This window comes from Bacillus cabrialesii (assembly GCF_004124315.2).
In the GTDB taxonomy this organism is placed as follows: domain Bacteria; phylum Bacillota; class Bacilli; order Bacillales; family Bacillaceae; genus Bacillus; species Bacillus cabrialesii.
On record NZ_CP096889.1, the window covers coordinates 2322620 to 2338979 of the forward strand.

At 42.8% G+C, this 16360-nt stretch carries 16 protein-coding genes and 1 riboswitch; of the genes, 2 read left to right on the plus strand and 14 right to left on the minus strand.

The features are described 5' to 3' along the window. Positions 1–30: 30 nt before the first annotated feature. The 5 genes from EFK13_RS11670 to EFK13_RS11690 all read right to left on the minus strand — a co-directional run bounded on the left by EFK13_RS11670 (position 31) and on the right by EFK13_RS11690 (position 4404). Positions 31–474, minus strand: coding sequence for a YpbF family protein (locus EFK13_RS11670; RefSeq protein ID WP_064815357.1), 444 nt, complete (start codon positions 472–474; stop codon positions 31–33). 62 nt (positions 475–536) lie between these two features. Continuing rightward, on the minus strand, positions 537–1283 hold the full coding sequence (locus EFK13_RS11675; RefSeq protein ID WP_129505288.1) for a LysM peptidoglycan-binding domain-containing protein: 747 nt from the start codon (positions 1281–1283) through the stop codon (positions 537–539). After that, positions 1234–1821, minus strand: coding sequence for a CPBP family intramembrane glutamic endopeptidase (locus tag EFK13_RS11680; protein ID WP_283107547.1), 588 nt, complete (start codon positions 1819–1821; stop codon positions 1234–1236). Before EFK13_RS11680 ends, EFK13_RS11675 begins: the two co-directional genes overlap by 50 nt. A 41-nt stretch (positions 1822–1862) precedes the next feature. Then, the gene (locus tag EFK13_RS11685; protein ID WP_129505287.1) at positions 1863–3353 is read right to left on the minus strand and encodes a RecQ family ATP-dependent DNA helicase; all 1491 of its coding nucleotides are present in this window, start codon (positions 3351–3353) and stop codon (positions 1863–1865) included. Further along, positions 3346–4404, minus strand: coding sequence for a YpbB family protein (locus EFK13_RS11690; RefSeq protein WP_129505315.1), 1059 nt, complete (start codon positions 4402–4404; stop codon positions 3346–3348). The genes EFK13_RS11685 and EFK13_RS11690 overlap by 8 nt, the downstream gene beginning before the upstream one ends. 265 nt (positions 4405–4669) lie before the next feature. On the opposite strand from EFK13_RS11690, the gene EFK13_RS11695 reads away from it, so the two are divergent. Further along, positions 4670–4918, plus strand: coding sequence for a ferredoxin (locus EFK13_RS11695; protein ID WP_003225461.1), 249 nt, complete (start codon positions 4670–4672; stop codon positions 4916–4918). A 38-nt stretch (positions 4919–4956) separates the two neighbouring features. Here the strand turns inward: EFK13_RS11695 and fmnP are convergent, their stop codons facing one another. Then, on the minus strand, positions 4957–5529 hold the full coding sequence (gene fmnP, locus EFK13_RS11700) for a riboflavin transporter FmnP (protein ID WP_064815352.1): 573 nt from the start codon (positions 5527–5529) through the stop codon (positions 4957–4959). Between the two features lie 152 nt (positions 5530–5681). Further along, positions 5682–5816: riboswitch (FMN riboswitch) on the minus strand. Between the two features lie 207 nt (positions 5817–6023). On the opposite strand from fmnP, the gene serA reads away from it, so the two are divergent. After that, positions 6024–7601 (plus strand): phosphoglycerate dehydrogenase, encoded by a 1578-nt coding sequence (serA, locus tag EFK13_RS11705; RefSeq protein WP_129505286.1) that lies wholly within the window; start codon positions 6024–6026, stop codon positions 7599–7601. Positions 7602–7645: 44 nt separating this feature from the next. On the opposite strand, the gene aroD is transcribed toward serA, so the two are convergent. The 8 genes from aroD to resA form a co-directional block, all read right to left on the minus strand. After that, complete coding sequence (gene aroD, locus EFK13_RS11710; RefSeq protein WP_129505285.1) at positions 7646–8413, minus strand: type I 3-dehydroquinate dehydratase; 768 nt, start codon at positions 8411–8413, stop codon at positions 7646–7648. A 112-nt stretch (positions 8414–8525) separates the two neighbouring features. Further along, positions 8526–9629, minus strand: a complete 1104-nt coding sequence (locus EFK13_RS11715; protein ID WP_129505284.1) for a GerMN domain-containing protein — start codon at positions 9627–9629, stop codon at positions 8526–8528. After that, the gene (gene sigX, locus EFK13_RS11720; RefSeq protein WP_003223881.1) at positions 9565–10149 is read right to left on the minus strand and encodes an RNA polymerase sigma factor SigX; all 585 of its coding nucleotides are present in this window, start codon (positions 10147–10149) and stop codon (positions 9565–9567) included. Before sigX ends, EFK13_RS11715 begins: the two co-directional genes overlap by 65 nt. 203 nt (positions 10150–10352) lie before the next feature. Next, the gene (gene resE / locus EFK13_RS11725; RefSeq protein ID WP_129505283.1) at positions 10353–12122 is read right to left on the minus strand and encodes a sensor histidine kinase ResE; all 1770 of its coding nucleotides are present in this window, start codon (positions 12120–12122) and stop codon (positions 10353–10355) included. Further along, positions 12119–12841, minus strand: a complete 723-nt coding sequence (gene resD, locus EFK13_RS11730; protein WP_080474749.1) for a DNA-binding response regulator ResD — start codon at positions 12839–12841, stop codon at positions 12119–12121. Before resD ends, resE begins: the two co-directional genes overlap by 4 nt. Positions 12842–12922: 81 nt before the next feature. Then, complete coding sequence (gene resC, locus EFK13_RS11735; RefSeq protein WP_129505282.1) at positions 12923–14098, minus strand: cytochrome c biogenesis protein ResC; 1176 nt, start codon at positions 14096–14098, stop codon at positions 12923–12925. Positions 14099–14117: 19 nt separating this feature from the next. Beyond that, the gene (gene resB, locus EFK13_RS11740; RefSeq protein WP_129505281.1) at positions 14118–15746 is read right to left on the minus strand and encodes a cytochrome c biogenesis protein ResB; all 1629 of its coding nucleotides are present in this window, start codon (positions 15744–15746) and stop codon (positions 14118–14120) included. After that, positions 15743–16282: a thiol-disulfide oxidoreductase ResA gene (resA, locus tag EFK13_RS11745; protein WP_129505280.1), complete on the minus strand. Its 540-nt coding sequence runs from the start codon at positions 16280–16282 to the stop codon at positions 15743–15745. Before resA ends, resB begins: the two co-directional genes overlap by 4 nt. Between the last annotated feature and the right edge of the window lie 78 nt (positions 16283–16360).

Consider the following 16360-nt stretch of genomic DNA (forward strand, 5'->3'; position numbering starts at 1 on the left):
CGTTTCTATCGTTTGAGAAAACGCCCGATTTTATTTACTTTCAAAATATAGATTAATGTCATATCTGTGCTTCATCATTTGAAAAACAGACTCTCTCGCCTTCCATTTATCCGGCTGCGGCCACAGATCAGTGCTTTTCTGAATAATTTCGCATCTCAGTTTATGGAAATCACCCTCAGCTTTTTCTTCCTTTTTCTTAAAGTAATATGAAGTGCAGTATGCAAAAGCGGTTGCCATCATCCAAAATAAATAAAAGGTATGGCTGAGCATTTCTTGAAGAACGAGCTGAGGCGCCGGGCTTTTAACCATGATCATAAGACATAATAAGCCCAAGCAAATGAGTGAAGCCCATCGCCATCTGCGGCATTGCAACGCATAATTTTCAAATTTTTGTTTTCGTTTCACCAGCGCTTGGAGCATCTGTTTGGTCGGCGCGTCTGTAAACTGATCCAGCTGATTCCATAAGGATTCCATACGCTTCACACCTTGTCCATTTTCATTGCTACAATATATGAACGTAAAATAAAAAAAATGCCCTATTCATCCATTAAGGGGATGTCCAAAACTTGTCCGGTGTAAACATCATTTCCATTCAAGTGATTATACGCGCGAATTGTTTCTTCTCCTGACCTGCTTTTATAGTACTTCATAGAAATGCGGTATAGCGTTTCTTTCTTTTGGACGGTGTGCTTGACAACGCGTTTCGGCTCAGATTGAACCGGCTCATCCGGCTGCTGTTTTTGCGGCGCTGCGGTTTGTTGTTGGGAAGAGGAAGCAGCCGCGGCGGTTGCTTCCTCCTTATTTGCTGAGTCTTCTTTTTCAGCTACAGCTGGCTGTTTCTTATCAGTTGTTGTTTTTGCCGGCTCTTTTGCCTTTGTGTCCTCAGACTTTTTTTTTGACTCTTGCTGCAGAGCGGTCTCTTTCGTCTTTCCAGTGTCTGCGGTGTCTTTTTTATCCTTAGATTTCGGCACAATCTCATATTTGCTTTGGCTGCTGTCGATAAACACATCTTCATAATCATCATGATTATCCGGATGGCTTTTTAGATAAAATAAGGTGACTAAAACGATAACCGGCACAAATACAAATAATACAGCGAGCACAGTGAATAATGGCGTTTTTGTTTTGCCTTGCTTTTTTTTCTGTTCTCTTTGATTTTTTACAGATTGTCTTGTCGGAAGGCTTTCTCCAACATCATCGAAATAATCTTCCGCCGATGCGGCGTTTTGATCTTCATAAAGATCCTGGGCTTTTTTTCTCTCCACTCTCGACATGTTCGTCATGTATATCCCTCCTCACATGTTCAAAACGAATCTGACAGGCAAACACGGCATCAATGACAAAATGCGCCGTCACCGGAACAAATAAGTTACCGGTCCATTCATATATCAGACCGAGCAAAAAGCTGATTGCTGTCACCATGATAAATAACAGCCATTTTGACAAATACCGAAAATGAAGAACGGCAAATATAAGACTGGCCGCCCATAAACCGATATGAGTCTGCAGCACTCCTCTGAATAACATTTCTTCCGCGAAAGCAATCAGAAGCGTTAAAAATATAATATGAGGGATTGGCCTCTTACTGAATATTTTTTTATTGATTCCGCCGTCATCATATAAATGAGGCGGGCACCATTTCATCACTGCCATATCAGCTAAAATAACAATAACCGCAATAGAAACACCATACCATATGATTCGCATATCACGAATATCCCATAGCTTTAGTACGTCTTTTACATTCTCAAAAAAGAATAATCCCGCTCCTGCTGCTACGATGATGATTAAAAGCTGCGTCAAATATAACTGCTTCAGCATATCACGGTCAGACATATGCTGAATGAAATCCTTTTGCTGTTTCAGTTCAGCTCACCTACAGTCTGCATGCTGAATATGCGGTGCAATTCCGAACTCCAGCTGTCTAATGGCGCCATTTTACTCCGTTCTCCTTTTTGTTCATACAAGGATAGATCAAAACCGCATTGTGAACAGCACGGGAGATTTCCGTCATCAGGCTCGTATGATTCATCAAAATAGGTTAGCAGCGATTCCCTTAAACAGCCGTCACGCTGAAGCAGAAAAGATACGCGGCGCATTTTTTCCATCTTCAGCTCCATCCGATAGGAAATCTCCCGCTTCATCAATTCAATTGATGTTTTGCCCTGCATAAAGAGGTGAATCATCATACGCGCTTGCGTTTCTCCGACACCATACTGCATTAATACGTCACGAAGCCTTCTCTCATCCCGATCATCCGTCTTTTCAAGCACACGGATCACATTGGCGATTTCTTCAGCTGTGACACTCTCCATTTGGATAATCTGCTCCTGCAGTTCAAAATCCCCTGGTGCCCGCAGCAAAATGCTGACGCTCGGTTTTCCGTCGCGCCCTGCTCTGCCAATTTCCTGCATAAAAGCTTCAGCCGTCTGCGGGAGGTGAAAATGAATCACATATCTGATATCAGGTTTATCGACACCCATTCCAAACGCATTCGTACAACATATGACATCAAGCTGGTTATGAATAAACTGCTGCTGAATTAAAATCCTGTCGCCAGACTCCATACCGCCATGGTAAAAGTCGGCTCTGCTGCTCGTTTTGTTTTTAATTTCACCCGCTAATTCCTCAGCCCATTTCCGTGTCGGGCAATAAACAATTCCCGGCCCTTGCAGGTTTTCAACCAGCTGAATAACCCTATCTATTTTTTCGGCCGTATCCGCCGCATTTTCAACCCTAAGTGCGATGTTTGGACGGTTGACTGAGTTGAGATGACGTTCGGCATGCTGCAGCTCCAGCAGGTTCATGACATCTTGCAGCGTATCCTTTGTTGCTGTAGCGGTCAATGCCAGAACCGGAGGGTGCTCAAGTTGTTTTCTCAGCTGTCCGAGCTTTGAATAGTCAGGCCTGAAGTCATGCCCCCATTCTGATATACAATGTGCTTCATCAATAACGAATAGGCTGATGGGGACTGCTTTCAATTTTTCCAATACATATGGCGACTGCAAAGCCTCAGGGGACAAGTATAAAAATTTATAGCGATGAATATGCTCCAAAACGAATTGTCTCTCCTGCCTGCTTAGCATGCTGTTCAAAGCGGCCGCACGCTTTTCCCCCCGTGCTTTTAGCTGCTGTACCTGATCTTCCATTAAAGAAAGCAATGGAGAAACGATTAATACCATGCCGTCAAGCATATATCCAGGCAGCTGGTAGCAAAGCGATTTTCCTCCCCCAGTCGGCAGCATCGCAATGGTATCCTTCCCGCTGAGAATGCTTCTGATAATGTCCTCCTGCCCTTTTTTAAAGGAAGTAAAACCAAAAAAATGTTGTAGCGTTTGCTGTAATTTAGTCATATTGCTGCACCTGCTTTGTCAATGCCAGTCTGATTTGAAAGTAGCTGAATCGCTGCTCCAGCCCGTCACGAATTTGTTTGATTTTGTTCGTCCGCATCCGTTTGGCAAACTCTGCAATTTGGATTTGATCTTCCGCTGATACATAGTCATTAATCATAAACGCAGGCTCATGAAGAGAAATCTCAACTATATGGTCTTCGATCGTCGCTGTTTTCAGCTTTCTGATTTCAGCAATTCGATGAATCGGGATCCCTCTTTTGACCATCTGCCAAGTTTTCCTCGTTGACTCTGTCAGGGCATTATCTAAATGCACATCAGAGAGGAGATCCTTTAACAAAGTATCTTCACACTCCGGAAGAGAATGAATAAAATAATGTACCGAAGCCCAAAACATGATATACACATACCATTCATCTTCTCTCAGCGTGTCAGCAAGCTGCCTGCTCGTATAACCGATCCTGTCATGAGAGGTTAAGGAGTAGACAAAAATTTGCGCCGCTTTTTCATCAATCTCATGCAAATGCGCCTCCAGCATGGCAAAAAGGCTGCTTGCCATCTCTATATGATCCGTATGCCGTGACAGGTATTTCTTTACCCAGTGAAGTGTTTTATGATCCTTCGTAACAGGGATATACTGCCTGCTCCCTCGCAGTTTATGAGATAAAACCTGCACAAGCAGCGAAAGCCTTTTCCAGAGCACACCGGCAGCCTGCTGATAATAAGCGCCGTGGCAATAAACGGGCCAAGGCTTCTCGCTGAGGGCATGCTTCAATGCTGCTGCGCCGCTGGCTGTCACTTTGTATGTATCTGTTTCAGACATTGGTTTCAGATATGAATGCTGTTCAAGCTTGGTGAGCGATGCTGAAATATCGCTTCTTGAACATTGCGCCGCCATCCCAAAGTATTTTGCAGTCTGAAATAAGCCGGCATCTTGAATGGTTTGTGACGATCTTTTGCCTTTGAATAGGTGAAAAACAGCGCTTCCCGACCGTTCTCCGTTAATTTTGCAAAGGCAATCGAGAGCCATAATATCGAAGTAATTTAATGACAACCTATCCACCCACATTCTTCCTGACAAAAATCGTTGATTTGCTCTTTTTATTTTAACAGATTTTAAACAGAAATCGACGTTTAAAGTCATCATTAAGGGGGATGTTATGTAGATAACCCCTGATATGATAAGCATTCTCAATGATTTTTCTGTTGAAATGTGGCAAGAACATCATTACAATAAGTAAGAGGAATAGGTGTTAAATTGATTAAATATAAAGATTGATCCATTTGTTCCACCAAGAACAATCTGGGAGGTTTTATTCATGGCAAAGTACACAATCGTAGACAAAGATACATGTATTGCATGCGGCGCTTGCGGAGCTGCTGCACCAGACATTTACGATTACGATGATGAAGGCATCGCGTTCGTAACGCTTGATGAAAACAAAGGTGTTGTCGAAGTTCCTGAGGTACTGGAAGAAGATATGATTGACGCATTTGAAGGATGCCCTACTGATTCCATCAAAGTGGCGGATGAGCCATTTGAAGGCGACCCGCTTAAATTTGAATAGAAGTAACAAAAAAAGCTCCCCTGCGGGAGCTTTTTTATTTAATGGATATGAGCACTTCGCTGTTGTTCAATCCATGGCTTAAGCTTGATGAAAATAAGTGAGAATACAATCGTGATCACAATGCCTTTTATGACGTTAAACGGCAGGATACCAGCGACGACCGCTGTTTTCAGCGCACTGTCGGATAATGCCGGTGAATGTAAAAACCACGTGTATGCGGGAAGAATCAGAACATAATTTAAAATACTCATCAAAATGGTCATCGCTGCAGTTCCCAAAAGCAGACTGACAGCTAATCCCTTTGCTGAGTTCAGCTTTTTAAATAAGAAAGCAGTCGGCAATATAAAGAGTGTTCCTGCGATAAAATTCGCAATTTGCCCTACAGGAACTCCAGCCATGCTTCCCTGAATGATATATTGAAGAACGTTTTTTATTGCTTCTACGGCAATACCCGCCAAAGGTCCGTAAATCAGAATAGCAATAATAGCGGGCACGTCGCTAAAATCAATTTTTAAATAATCCGGAAGACCCGGAAACGGGAAATTTAACAGCATCAAAACAAATGCAATGCTGCTCAGCATACTGATCACAACTAATTTTTTTACTTTCACTTCACTCTCTCCTTTTCGATCACATCTTACTCGAAAACGGAAAGGTTCTTTTCCAGCCAATAAAAAAACCGCTTTGTGTATAAAAGCGGGGTTTCGAAAATTAGGCTAGGCAAAGAAACGTTTGAAAATCCAATTTCAAAACGCTTATGAACCTCCATCTTCTCCCATCCAGACTGTACTGTCGGCTCCGGAATCTCACCGAATCCTGCTGTAAAAACAGCTCGCGGGCTTAGAGCCATCGGCTCATCACCGCCGGTAGGGAATTTCACCCTGCCCCGAAGATTGATCATATGAATTTAGTTCCATTATAAACGATAACTGGTTGGCTGTATAGAGAATTGCTTCAAATTATATATAACCCCTGAAATACTGTAAGAACATTGATTTATAGGCTTTCCTTTTATCCTTTACTGCGTCAATACACGTTGACACTCTATTGAGAATATGTTAAATTATCAGATATTTAGTTTGTCAATTTAGGAGGAAATCTAACGATGTTTCGAGTATTGGTCTCAGACAAAATGAGCAACGACGGCTTACAGCCACTAATTGAATCAGACTTTATTGAAATCGTTCAAAAAAACGTAGCAGACGCAGAGGATGAATTACATACTTTTGATGCTCTTTTGGTGCGGAGCGCGACAAAAGTAACAGAAGACCTTTTCAAAAAAATGACTTCTTTAAAAATTGTCGGCAGAGCCGGTGTCGGTGTAGATAATATCGACATTGACGAGGCGACTAAACACGGGGTAATCGTGATTAACGCTCCAAACGGCAACACCATTTCGACAGCTGAGCATACATTTGCAATGATCTCTTCTTTAATGAGACATATCCCGCAGGCTAATATCTCAGTGAAATCCAGAGAGTGGAACCGCACAGCTTACGTCGGTTCAGAGCTTTACGGAAAAACGCTTGGGATTGTAGGATTAGGCCGAATCGGAAGCGAAATTGCACAGCGTGCGAGAGCGTTCGGTATGACCGTTCACGTTTTTGATCCGTTTTTAACTGAAGAAAGAGCGAAAAAAATCGGCGTAAACAGCCGTACATTTGAAGAAGTGCTTGAAACCGCAGATATCATCACGGTGCACACGCCTTTAACAAAAGAAACAAAAGGCTTATTGAATAAAGAAACAATTGCAAAAACGAAAAAAGGTGTTCGCTTAATTAACTGTGCGCGAGGCGGTATTATCGATGAAGCAGCACTTCTCGAAGCTTTGGAAAGCGGGCATGTTGCCGGTGCGGCGCTTGACGTTTTTGAAGTTGAACCGCCTGTTGACAATAAACTCGTTGACCATCCATTAGTCATTGCCACTCCTCACTTGGGAGCATCAACTAAAGAAGCTCAGTTAAATGTCGCGGCTCAAGTGTCAGAAGAAGTGCTGCAGTTCGCAAAAGGTCTTCCTGTCATGTCTGCTATCAACCTTCCTGCCATGACAAAAGATGAGTTCGCTAAGATTAAGCCTTACCATCAAATCGCAGGAAAAATTGGCAGCCTAGTTTCCCAATGCATGAAAGAGCCGGTACAGGATGTTGCCATTCAATACGAAGGCACAATTGCCAAGCTTGAAACATCGTTTATTACAAAAAGCCTTCTGTCAGGCTTCTTAAAACCGCGTGTTGACTCAACTGTTAACGAAGTCAATGCCGGAGGTGTCGCAAAAGAACGCGGCATCAGCTTCAGTGAAAAAATTTCCTCTTCTGAATCTGGATACGATAACTGTATCAGCGTAAAAGTGACGGGAGACCGCAGCACCTTTACTGTAACGGCAACGTATATTCCTCATTTCGGAGAGCGTATTGTCGAGATCAACGGATTTAATATCGATTTTTATCCGACAGGTCACTTGGTATATATCCAGCATCAGGATACAACAGGTGTCATCGGTCGAGTTGGACGTATTCTCGGAGATAACGATATTAACATTGCAACCATGCAGGTTGGCCGTAAAGAAAAAGGCGGAGAAGCCATCATGATGCTTTCCTTTGACAGACATCTTGAAGATAAAATTGTGAAAGAACTAACAGATATTCCTGATATTGTGTCTGTAAAGCTCATTGATCTTCCATAATCCTAAAAAAACTCAAGCTTTATAAGCTTGAGTTTTTTATTATTCTATTTTCGTGTGTTTTTGTGCAAAATCTCTAAGACATTCCTCAGCTCAGAAACAGGTATTTGACCAGGTGCCGATGCTTCTTCTCCTGCGCCGAAAGTACAAGCTGATCCAAAAACCTCACCGCTAAGCCTGCTGACCAGACCTGTTGCAGCCATTGACATTGTAATGATTGGACGGTCTGCATATTTTGTTTTCATTGTATACGTCGCATCAAGCAGTGTTAAGAGGTCTTCTGTATCATTCGGCATGACAGCTATTTTGGGGATATGCGCCCCTAAATCCTGCATTTTCCGAAGTCTCGAAAGAATCTCACTTTTCGCAGGTGTTTTCTCAAAATCATGATTTGACATCACCACATAAACATTGTTTTCCTCCGCCAAGGATACTAACGCTTTCACATTTGCATCTCCTGAAAATAATTCAATGTCAATAAGATCGATGTCTTTTGTTTGGACTGCCGCTTCCAGCAAAGCAAGATAGGAACTTTCGTCCATTTCCATGCTCCCGCCCTCTTTATGGGTTCTGAATGTAAATAGAAACAGCTTGTCCGCTAATGATTCCCGCAGCTTAGAAATCATCTGTGTGACGGCTTCTCTGTCATTAGCTTTTTCAAATACGTCGACTCGCCACTCCACAATATCCGGATTCAGTAATTTTATTGCCTCTGCTTCATTCAGAATTTGTTTTTCCGTCTTGCCCATCAGCGGAACGATGATTTTCGGCATCCCTTCACCGATGGAAACTCCTTTGATTGTTAACACGTTCACTCATCTCAAATCCTTTCAATCGTTACCTTGTTTTATTATACACGCACAACTTTTTTTTGAAAATTTTTATTATATGAAAACAAACTAAAAAAAGAGCCTGAAGGGGCCCATTTTAGTTTAAGAAAATCGGATTTGGAGCAGCCGGTACCGGAATAGCATCTGATACGTCATATCTGCCGATTTTGTTTGTTCTGGTTTCCGTAAAGGTCACTTCTGTAAAACCAAACTCTTTTGCTGTTAACAGAAGACCCTCAATCATTAAAATACTCGCAATAGAATCCTCAACTTCTGATTCCTTTGAGAAGCGGACATATAAGTGCTTCTGTTTCTTCGTTACAGAATGGATAGTCCCCGCTTGAATAAGAGGTGCTGTATCTTCTTGGCTGCTCGATTCCATTTCTTTAATCGCTTCTTTGACCGTATCAAATGTTTTTTCTGACGGAATGAGAAAGTTTCCTTGTTCATTTTTGTACAAGTAGTAAGCTCTTCTCGACTGTTTGGGAATCGATATTTCTGTAAAAGTCCCATATGAACCAATACGAACGCCACTCTCATTTTGTTCCGATAAAAATTTTATTTTTTCATATGGGCTCCATTTTAAGGATTCTTTCAGCAATTTTTTTAACAGTGTATCATCTTTTAAAGAAAAAGCCGTAACTGGCTGATGGACCTGTATACTTAATTCCTTCTGCTTTGGTTTTTCCTTTATCTCTAGTTCATCTATGAAGGATGGAATCGTAATGGCATGATCCAAGATATCCAATTCACTACTTACAGACAGCATGTCCTGGATCGTTTGGTCTGCATTTGTTTTTTGGATGCTGACGGGTATAATTGTGGATGTTTCGGCATCAGCAATCGCCACAGTGATGTAATTGTCCTGTTCCTTTTCAGGAACAACATACGATGTCTGATCCAGGGATGATGCAGCTTTTGGGCTGTCTGCTGTCTCAGTTTTCGCAACAGCGTTCTCTTGGGACGCTTCTTTTTGTTGAGGCTGTGCCTGATCAAAGAATTGAGGAGAAATAATGAAGGCGATATAAACCGCAATTGCAGTGGCACATGCGGGGCCAATCCACCTAACAGCGGGCTTTTTTTTGCTATTTGCCATCGTCAGCCGCTTGTAAATATCCTGAGGCGAACGATGGTCTTTAACTGCCGGAAGTTGATTTAACAACTCCTTTATCTGTTCTTCGTTCCATTCTGACTTCATCATCCATTAGCTCCTCCCTCAAAAGCTCCATATGTTTCCGAAGTACTTTGAGTCCCCTGTGTTGGGTCGTTTTTACTTTGCTTTCCGAGAAGCGCAGAGCATTGGCTGTTTCCTGAATTGAATATCCCTGAATAAACCGCAAGATAATCACAGCTCTTTGATCGATCGTACATTGATCAAGGGCAGCATAAATTTCACGGACATTTTCATGTTGAACCGCAAGTTCGTCCGGAAGCAATTGCTGATCTCTGACATCCTGTGTATCCCAGTCAAATGTGCCGAGTATACGCTGTCTGATCGTCTGCTGTTTACGGAACCAGTCGATCGCAACATGGCGTGCGATCGACAAAAGCCATGTTTTTTCACTGCTTCTTCCTTCAAACGTATGATAAGAATTCAATACCCGGATATAAACCTCTTGAAGAAGATCTTCCGCCTGGCTTTTATCCTTTACCATATAAAATAAAAATTGGTATAAATCTTGATGATATGTATCATATAACAATTGAAAGGTTTCTTCCATTTGAAACCCCTCCGTTCACTTTTTTGTCGTATTAATAGCTTGAAAAGTTACATTACAACTATATTACGAGAAACTGGAATTTGGAAGGGAATTTATATTAACATATCCTTAAATTTTATTAATATTGGCTTTTAAAAAAACACCCGCTCGATTAGCGGGTGTTTCTTATGGAACAAGATTCTTCGGCAAATTCAGACCGGATTTTATGGTTTTGTCGGAATATAAAATGTAAATGTCGTCCCTTTATCCATTCGGCTGTGCACCGTAATCGATCCGTTATGGGCTTCTACGATATTTTTAACGATAGCCAGCCCAAGCCCTGTTCCTGCTCTGCCTCTTGTCCGCGCTTTATCTGCCTTATAGAACCTCTCAAAGATAAATGGCAGATCTTCTTCCGGTATACCTGATCCAGAGTCTTTGATATCAATTTTCAATCCATCCTTAACAGAATGGACTGCAATGGAAACACTGCCCTCGGATGATGTATGCCGCAGCGCGTTATCGATCAAGTTGGTAAATACCTGCTCCATCTTGTCTTCATCAAACATAAACTCCTCTTCTGTGAGAGAAATGTCTTGATGTAAAGTAATATTTTTTTCTTTCGCAACACCGGAAAATTTCCGAATGATTTTCTCTAAAAATTCATTGACATTGATTTTCTCATAATGCAAGCCTGTATGGCCTGATTCCATTCGGGCTAAATCAAGCAAGTCATTGACTAAGCGGCCCATTCGCAGCGATTCGTCATAAATGATTTGAGCAATTTCTTTCCGGTCTTCTTCAGAGCTTGCAATGTCATCGACAATCGCTTCACTATATCCCTGAAGCATAGAGATCGGTGTTCTCAGTTCATGGCTGACATTTGCGATGAAGTCCTCCCGCAGCTTATCAAGGCGGCGTTCTTCAGTCATATCGCGCAGCACTGCAACCGCTCCTCTGACATGCGATTCCGCATAAAGCGGCGACATCAAGAGCACCCATGATCTGCCTTGCAGCGTCATCTCAATCATTTGTTCTTTCTCAGTGCCGACAGCGTTTTGGAACAGCTCTTTTGCTTCAGGCGGAAGATTATCGCCTTCTTTGATATTCATGTTCTGCTCATAATACCAAGCCTGAAGAAAACGTTCAGCCGGAGGGTTTGTCACAAGGATTGTACCATCAATATTAATGGTGATGACCCCGTCGGCCATACTGCTCAAAATGTTAGAAAGCTGCTCTTTTTCTTGATTGAGCGCATTAATATGAAAGTTAAGCTGCCGTCCCATTTGATTAAAAGCGGTTGCCAGTTCACCGATTTCATCCTGGGTTAAAATCGGGATTTTTGTATCGAACTTACCTTTCGCCAAATCCTGTGCGCCTTCTCTCATTTTTCGAAGCGGGTAAGTGACCCTGCTTGATAAAAAGAAAGCGAAAAACGTGGTCAGTACAATCGCAATCCCCGCGGCCAGAAAAATATAGCGTGTTGTATGTTTTGTTGTATCTTTAACAGCAAGCAAAGACTGAGATAAAAAGACCATGCCTTTCTTTCCGTCTTTTTCATACGGGACACCTACAATCAGACGTTCATTATCCGTGTCTTTATCGCTCAGTCCTGTTCGCTTGCTTACTTTTTTATGGTTTTGGAGAGCTTTATTTAAGTCTTTGTCATGCTGTATTTGCTCAACCGTAATGGACGACAGGCGATTTTTATCATTCGGAGAATACCAGTATTTTTTCTCATCCTGAATGATGGCAATGCTTGTTAAGTTATCAGCGAGCTCCCAAGTGATTGATCTTGCCAGTGCCTGGTCCTCGTGATTTTCTATGATGACAGCAACTTTATTCGCAAGCTGTGTTAAATCATTCTCAGCTTCTTCCACATGGTAATTCTCAATAAACTCCAGCAAAAGAACCGTTAAAATGAACAATACGATCAAAACGAGTGAAAGGATCGTAAACCACAGCTTGCCTACTACGCTTTTCCAAAATTTCATTCAGCGCCTACCTCAAACTTATAGCCTACACCCCATACGGTGACAATTTTTTTCGCAGCTTCCGGCGATACTTTGTTCAGCTTCTCTCTCAGGCGTTTGACGTGAGTATCCACTGTCCGCAGGTCACCAAAAAACTCATACTGCCATACTTCTTTCAGAAGCTTTTCCCGGTCATACACTTTGTCAGGCGTTTTCGCTAAGAAGTATAAGAGCTCATACTCTTTTGGCGTCAGGCTGACTTCTGTTCCGTCAGCCGTTACGCGGTGGGCATCATGGTCAATGGACAGATGTGAAAACACGAGCACGTTTTTCGTCGGTGTATTGGCATTGAAATAAGAGGTTTGGGACGCTCTTCTCAAAAGGGCTTTTACCCGCAGCACGACTTCTCTCGGACTGAACGGCTTGACAATATAATCATCAGTTCCCGCTTCAAACCCCTGCACCCGGTTGGCTTCTTCTCCTTTTGCGGTCAGCATGATGATTGGTGTCGCTTTTTTTTCCCGAACTTGACGGCACACTTCAATTCCGTCAGTCCCCGGCATCATCAGGTCAAGCAAGATTAAGTCATAATTGGCCTCAAGCCCTTTGGCAATGGCTTCATCACCATTTTCCGCTTCGTCTATGACATAATTTTCACGTTCAAGGTACATTCTTAAAAGGCGGCGAATTCTGGCTTCGTCATCAACTACTAATATTTTGGTTTCGTTCATTTGGTCCATCGTTTTCCCCCTGCTTTCCTTCTGTTACTTTCATTTTATCAAATCGTGAGAAAGTTTGAGAACTGTGTCGCTTTCTAAGGACTATGCATAAGAATGAAGTCCGGCAAGCACTAGATTTACGAATATTAAATTAAACATAATAATAGCAAAACCGATTACGGCCAGCCAGGCTGATTTCTCACCATGCCAGCCTCTTGACAGTCTTAAATGTAAATAAGCGGCATAGAACAAAAACGTGATCAGCGCCCATACTTCCTTCGGATCCCAGCCCCAAAATCTAGTCCAAGCGAGCTGAGCCCAAATCATCGCAAAGATCAGCGCGCCGAGCGTAAAGATTGGAAACCCAATTGATACGGCCCTGTACCCAACCTCATCCACCAGATCAAGATTGACGTTTTTCACCAGCGGATGTAATAGGGCGCTGATTCTTTTTCTAATGATCAGACGAAGAGCGCCGTACAAAACTAACCCTGCTCCAAATGACCAAATGACGGTGTTCACCTTTCTGCCTGAGAAAAGAGCGGGAAGCTCGGCAAGCGGCTCCATACGCCCTTCAGTCAAAAGCTCTCCCCCATGCGGGCCGACAAGCGCAGGCATTTCGTACACCATCACGCTTTTTTCTTTATTTTTATCCACCCAGTTAAACTCCGCTTCATAGCCTGCAAAACGAAATGCCGATGTGATGACAATAAAGGCGACAGTTGTGACCAGGATAAACATAATCGCTTCAAGCCAGAACGTTTTTTTGCCTGGTTTTGTCTGGTCTACATGCTTCAAAAGAAAGATGACACCTGCTACAAAACTGATAGCAAGTATAGCTTGCCCTAGCGCGGCCGTTGTTACGTGAATATACAGCCAATTGCTCTGCAGCGACGGGATTAAGGGCGAGATATCCGTCGGAAACATGCTGGCGTAAGCAATCAGCAATAAAGCGATTGACAGCGTAAACAAGCCTAATGATGGCAATCTGTAGATAAAATAAAGAATAATAAACGCCAAAACAAGCATCATGCCAAAGGCGGTGGTGAATTCAAACATATTGCTGACAGGCGCATGGCCGCTGGCAGCCCACCTTGTGATGAAATAACACAGGTGGCAGAGAAAACCGATAATAGAAAGGGCGATCCCAATATTGGCCCATCGGTTTGGCCTGCCCTTTTTATCTTTATTTCCGCGTATGGCCCCGCCGAAAATCGGGACAGCGATTAAATACACAAGAAAGGCCGCATAAAGAAAATTTCCGCTCAGCTCTGCCATGACATCACTCCCTTTTCGCCTATTTCTCTGTTTTGATTAATTCTTTTTGGTCCTCCGGTTCAGTCAATCCGGAATCAGCCAATATAAAGGATAAATCCTTCCTCAGGCCATACCAGTTTTTATTCGTATGCCCCGCCACCATAATTGCACCGTCCTGTGAGTGAAGCCAGATTCTTCGATGCTGCCAGTACATCCCTTGTATGACACCGATCATAAAAATGGCTCCGCCGACAGCAAGCACCCAGAGTGTCAGATCCTTTCTGACTGTGAGTCCGGTAATGTTTTTCGTTTCGACATGGTCAAATTTCAGCTTGTATTTATTGCTGCCGGAGCCTTCGATTGTTTCTTGGATGGCGACAAAGCTTTTTTCGCCCTTTGGTTTGTCCGGCGTTATGATATTAAAGACGAAAGCCGGATTGTTAGGGATCTTTGTTTTCGTGCTCGGCTCTCCGTCCTGGTTAAAATAGAAGTCTGGAAGGTAGCTGGCAATTTCAACTTTGTAACCGTTACCAAGATCATAAACCGAATCTGGATCCAGAAGGTTGATCTTTAAGCTCCCAAAGGATTTTTTTGTTTTTTTGTCTATCAGCTGGAATACCATTTGATCAAGCTGATTCTCTTTATAATCCACCTGGTAAACAGAAAAAGAATCAAAACGCAGCGGCTGATTGACACGGATGTCCTCTTCTATTATTTTTTTCAGCTTCGGCTTCTCGCCATAAACAATTTTTCCTTCTCTCTTGTAGAGTACGGCATCTGTTTGAAAATTTTTTGCCACTCTTCCGTCCCCGACTCTGTCAATCGCGTCTGCGAATACCTTTTTTTCCGCTTTGCTGTTATAGGTCTCTACGCTGAATTGATTGTTTTTCAAGTAATATTTTCCGTCTGTTCCCGGAATTGCAGCGGTTTCGCCTTCTCTGACCCAAAGCGTCTCATCGACATACATGCCGGGCACAAATCTCAGCATCGCACCGATCAGAAAGATAATCAATCCAATATGGTTGACATATGGACCCCAGCGGGAAAATCGTCCTTTTTCGGCAAGAATGCTACCCTCTTTTTCTCTGATTCTATAATGTTTTTTCTTTAAGAGAGCAACAATCTTCTCTTTTGCTTCCCCATTCAGTACAGTATTCGTTTCACTGAACAAGCGCTGCCTTCTTAAAAAAGCAGGACTCCTTCTGACACCTTGGTTTTTTAACGCTCTGTACAACGGAATGACCCGGTCGAGGCTGCAGATCACGAGTGAAATGCCAATCGAGGCAATGAGCAGCAAGTACCACCAAGAGCCATATAAATGATGAAACCCGAGCAAATAATAAAGCTGGCCGAACATGCCGTACTGCTCTTTGTAATAAGCATCAGCCTGTGCGCCCGGCGGCAAATAGGCTTCTTGGGGAAAAATGGTGCCGAACGCTGATGCGGCAAGGGTTATGACGATAAGCCATATTCCCACCTTAACCGAAGAAAAGAAATTCCAGATTTTATCGATGATCGTCTTGTTATAGGTTTGTGAGCGTCTTGCGCTTCCGTCATATCTCATATCAGCAAGCGGAGGCTGAGTTTCCTGGAGAGCTCTTCCGCACGATTCACATAGAACGGTTCCGACCGGGTTTACATGTCCGCATTCACATTTGACTTGCTTCATCCCGAAGCCTCTCCGGGTTTTATCAGATTCATATATTCGTGTATCATGCTTTCTGTCATAGTGCCGGTCACCACCTTGACAACTTTTCCTTCCGGATTGATTAAAAAGGTTGTCGGAAGCGGAGATACGTCATAGGCATCAAGCACTTGGCGATCTGTATCCAGAACAACCGGGAAATTGACTCCGTAGGATTTCATAAAATTATGTACTGCTATCTTTGACTCCCCAACATTTACCGCGACAACTTCAACACCTTGGTCTTTAAAATGCTTATATTGGTTCGCCATATAAGGAAATTCTTTTTTGCACGGTTCACACCATGTGCCCCAGAAATTCAAAAAAACACCTTTCCCTTTTAAATCACTGAGCTCGATACGTTTCCCATTCGTATCTTCTAGGACAAAATTCGGTGCGTCGGACCCTTCGGATATACTCTCTTTGCCGGCAAATACAGCGTTGTAAATTGTATAGCCAAGTGCACAGATTAAAACGAGAAGGATGCCGGTCCGAATGAATAAACGCCTTTTTTTCTTCATTGTCCACTGCCCCCTTCCCCCTATTGCATATCCATTCAATTATATCATTGCACTCTCATTACACATTTCTTACTTTTT

What these genes read in the sequence shown, in the direction of transcription:
- resE (WP_129505283.1), bottom strand. Translation starts at nt 12,122, where the DNA reads ATGAAATTTTGGAAAAGCGTAGTAGGCAAGCTGTGGTTTACGATCCTT.
- resB (WP_129505281.1), bottom strand. Translation starts at nt 15,746, where the DNA reads ATGAAGCAAGTCAAATGTGAATGCGGACATGTAAACCCGGTCGGAACC.
- EFK13_RS11695 (WP_003225461.1), top strand. Translation starts at nt 4,670, where the DNA reads ATGGCAAAGTACACAATCGTAGACAAAGATACATGTATTGCATGCGGC.
- EFK13_RS11670 (WP_064815357.1), bottom strand. Translation starts at nt 474, where the DNA reads ATGGAATCCTTATGGAATCAGCTGGATCAGTTTACAGACGCGCCGACC.
- EFK13_RS11675 (WP_129505288.1), bottom strand. Translation starts at nt 1,283, where the DNA reads ATGACGAACATGTCGAGAGTGGAGAGAAAAAAAGCCCAGGATCTTTAT.
- sigX (WP_003223881.1), bottom strand. Translation starts at nt 10,149, where the DNA reads ATGGAAGAAACCTTTCAATTGTTATATGATACATATCATCAAGATTTA.
- EFK13_RS11715 (WP_129505284.1), bottom strand. Translation starts at nt 9,629, where the DNA reads ATGATGAAGTCAGAATGGAACGAAGAACAGATAAAGGAGTTGTTAAAT.
- serA (WP_129505286.1), top strand. Translation starts at nt 6,024, where the DNA reads ATGTTTCGAGTATTGGTCTCAGACAAAATGAGCAACGACGGCTTACAG.
- resC (WP_129505282.1), bottom strand. Translation starts at nt 14,098, where the DNA reads ATGGCAGAGCTGAGCGGAAATTTTCTTTATGCGGCCTTTCTTGTGTAT.
- EFK13_RS11685 (WP_129505287.1), bottom strand. Translation starts at nt 3,353, where the DNA reads ATGACTAAATTACAGCAAACGCTACAACATTTTTTTGGTTTTACTTCC.
- EFK13_RS11680 (WP_283107547.1), bottom strand. Translation starts at nt 1,821, where the DNA reads ATGCTGAAGCAGTTATATTTGACGCAGCTTTTAATCATCATCGTAGCA.
- resD (WP_080474749.1), bottom strand. Translation starts at nt 12,841, where the DNA reads ATGGACCAAATGAACGAAACCAAAATATTAGTAGTTGATGACGAAGCC.
- resA (WP_129505280.1), bottom strand. Translation starts at nt 16,282, where the DNA reads ATGAAGAAAAAAAGGCGTTTATTCATTCGGACCGGCATCCTTCTCGTT.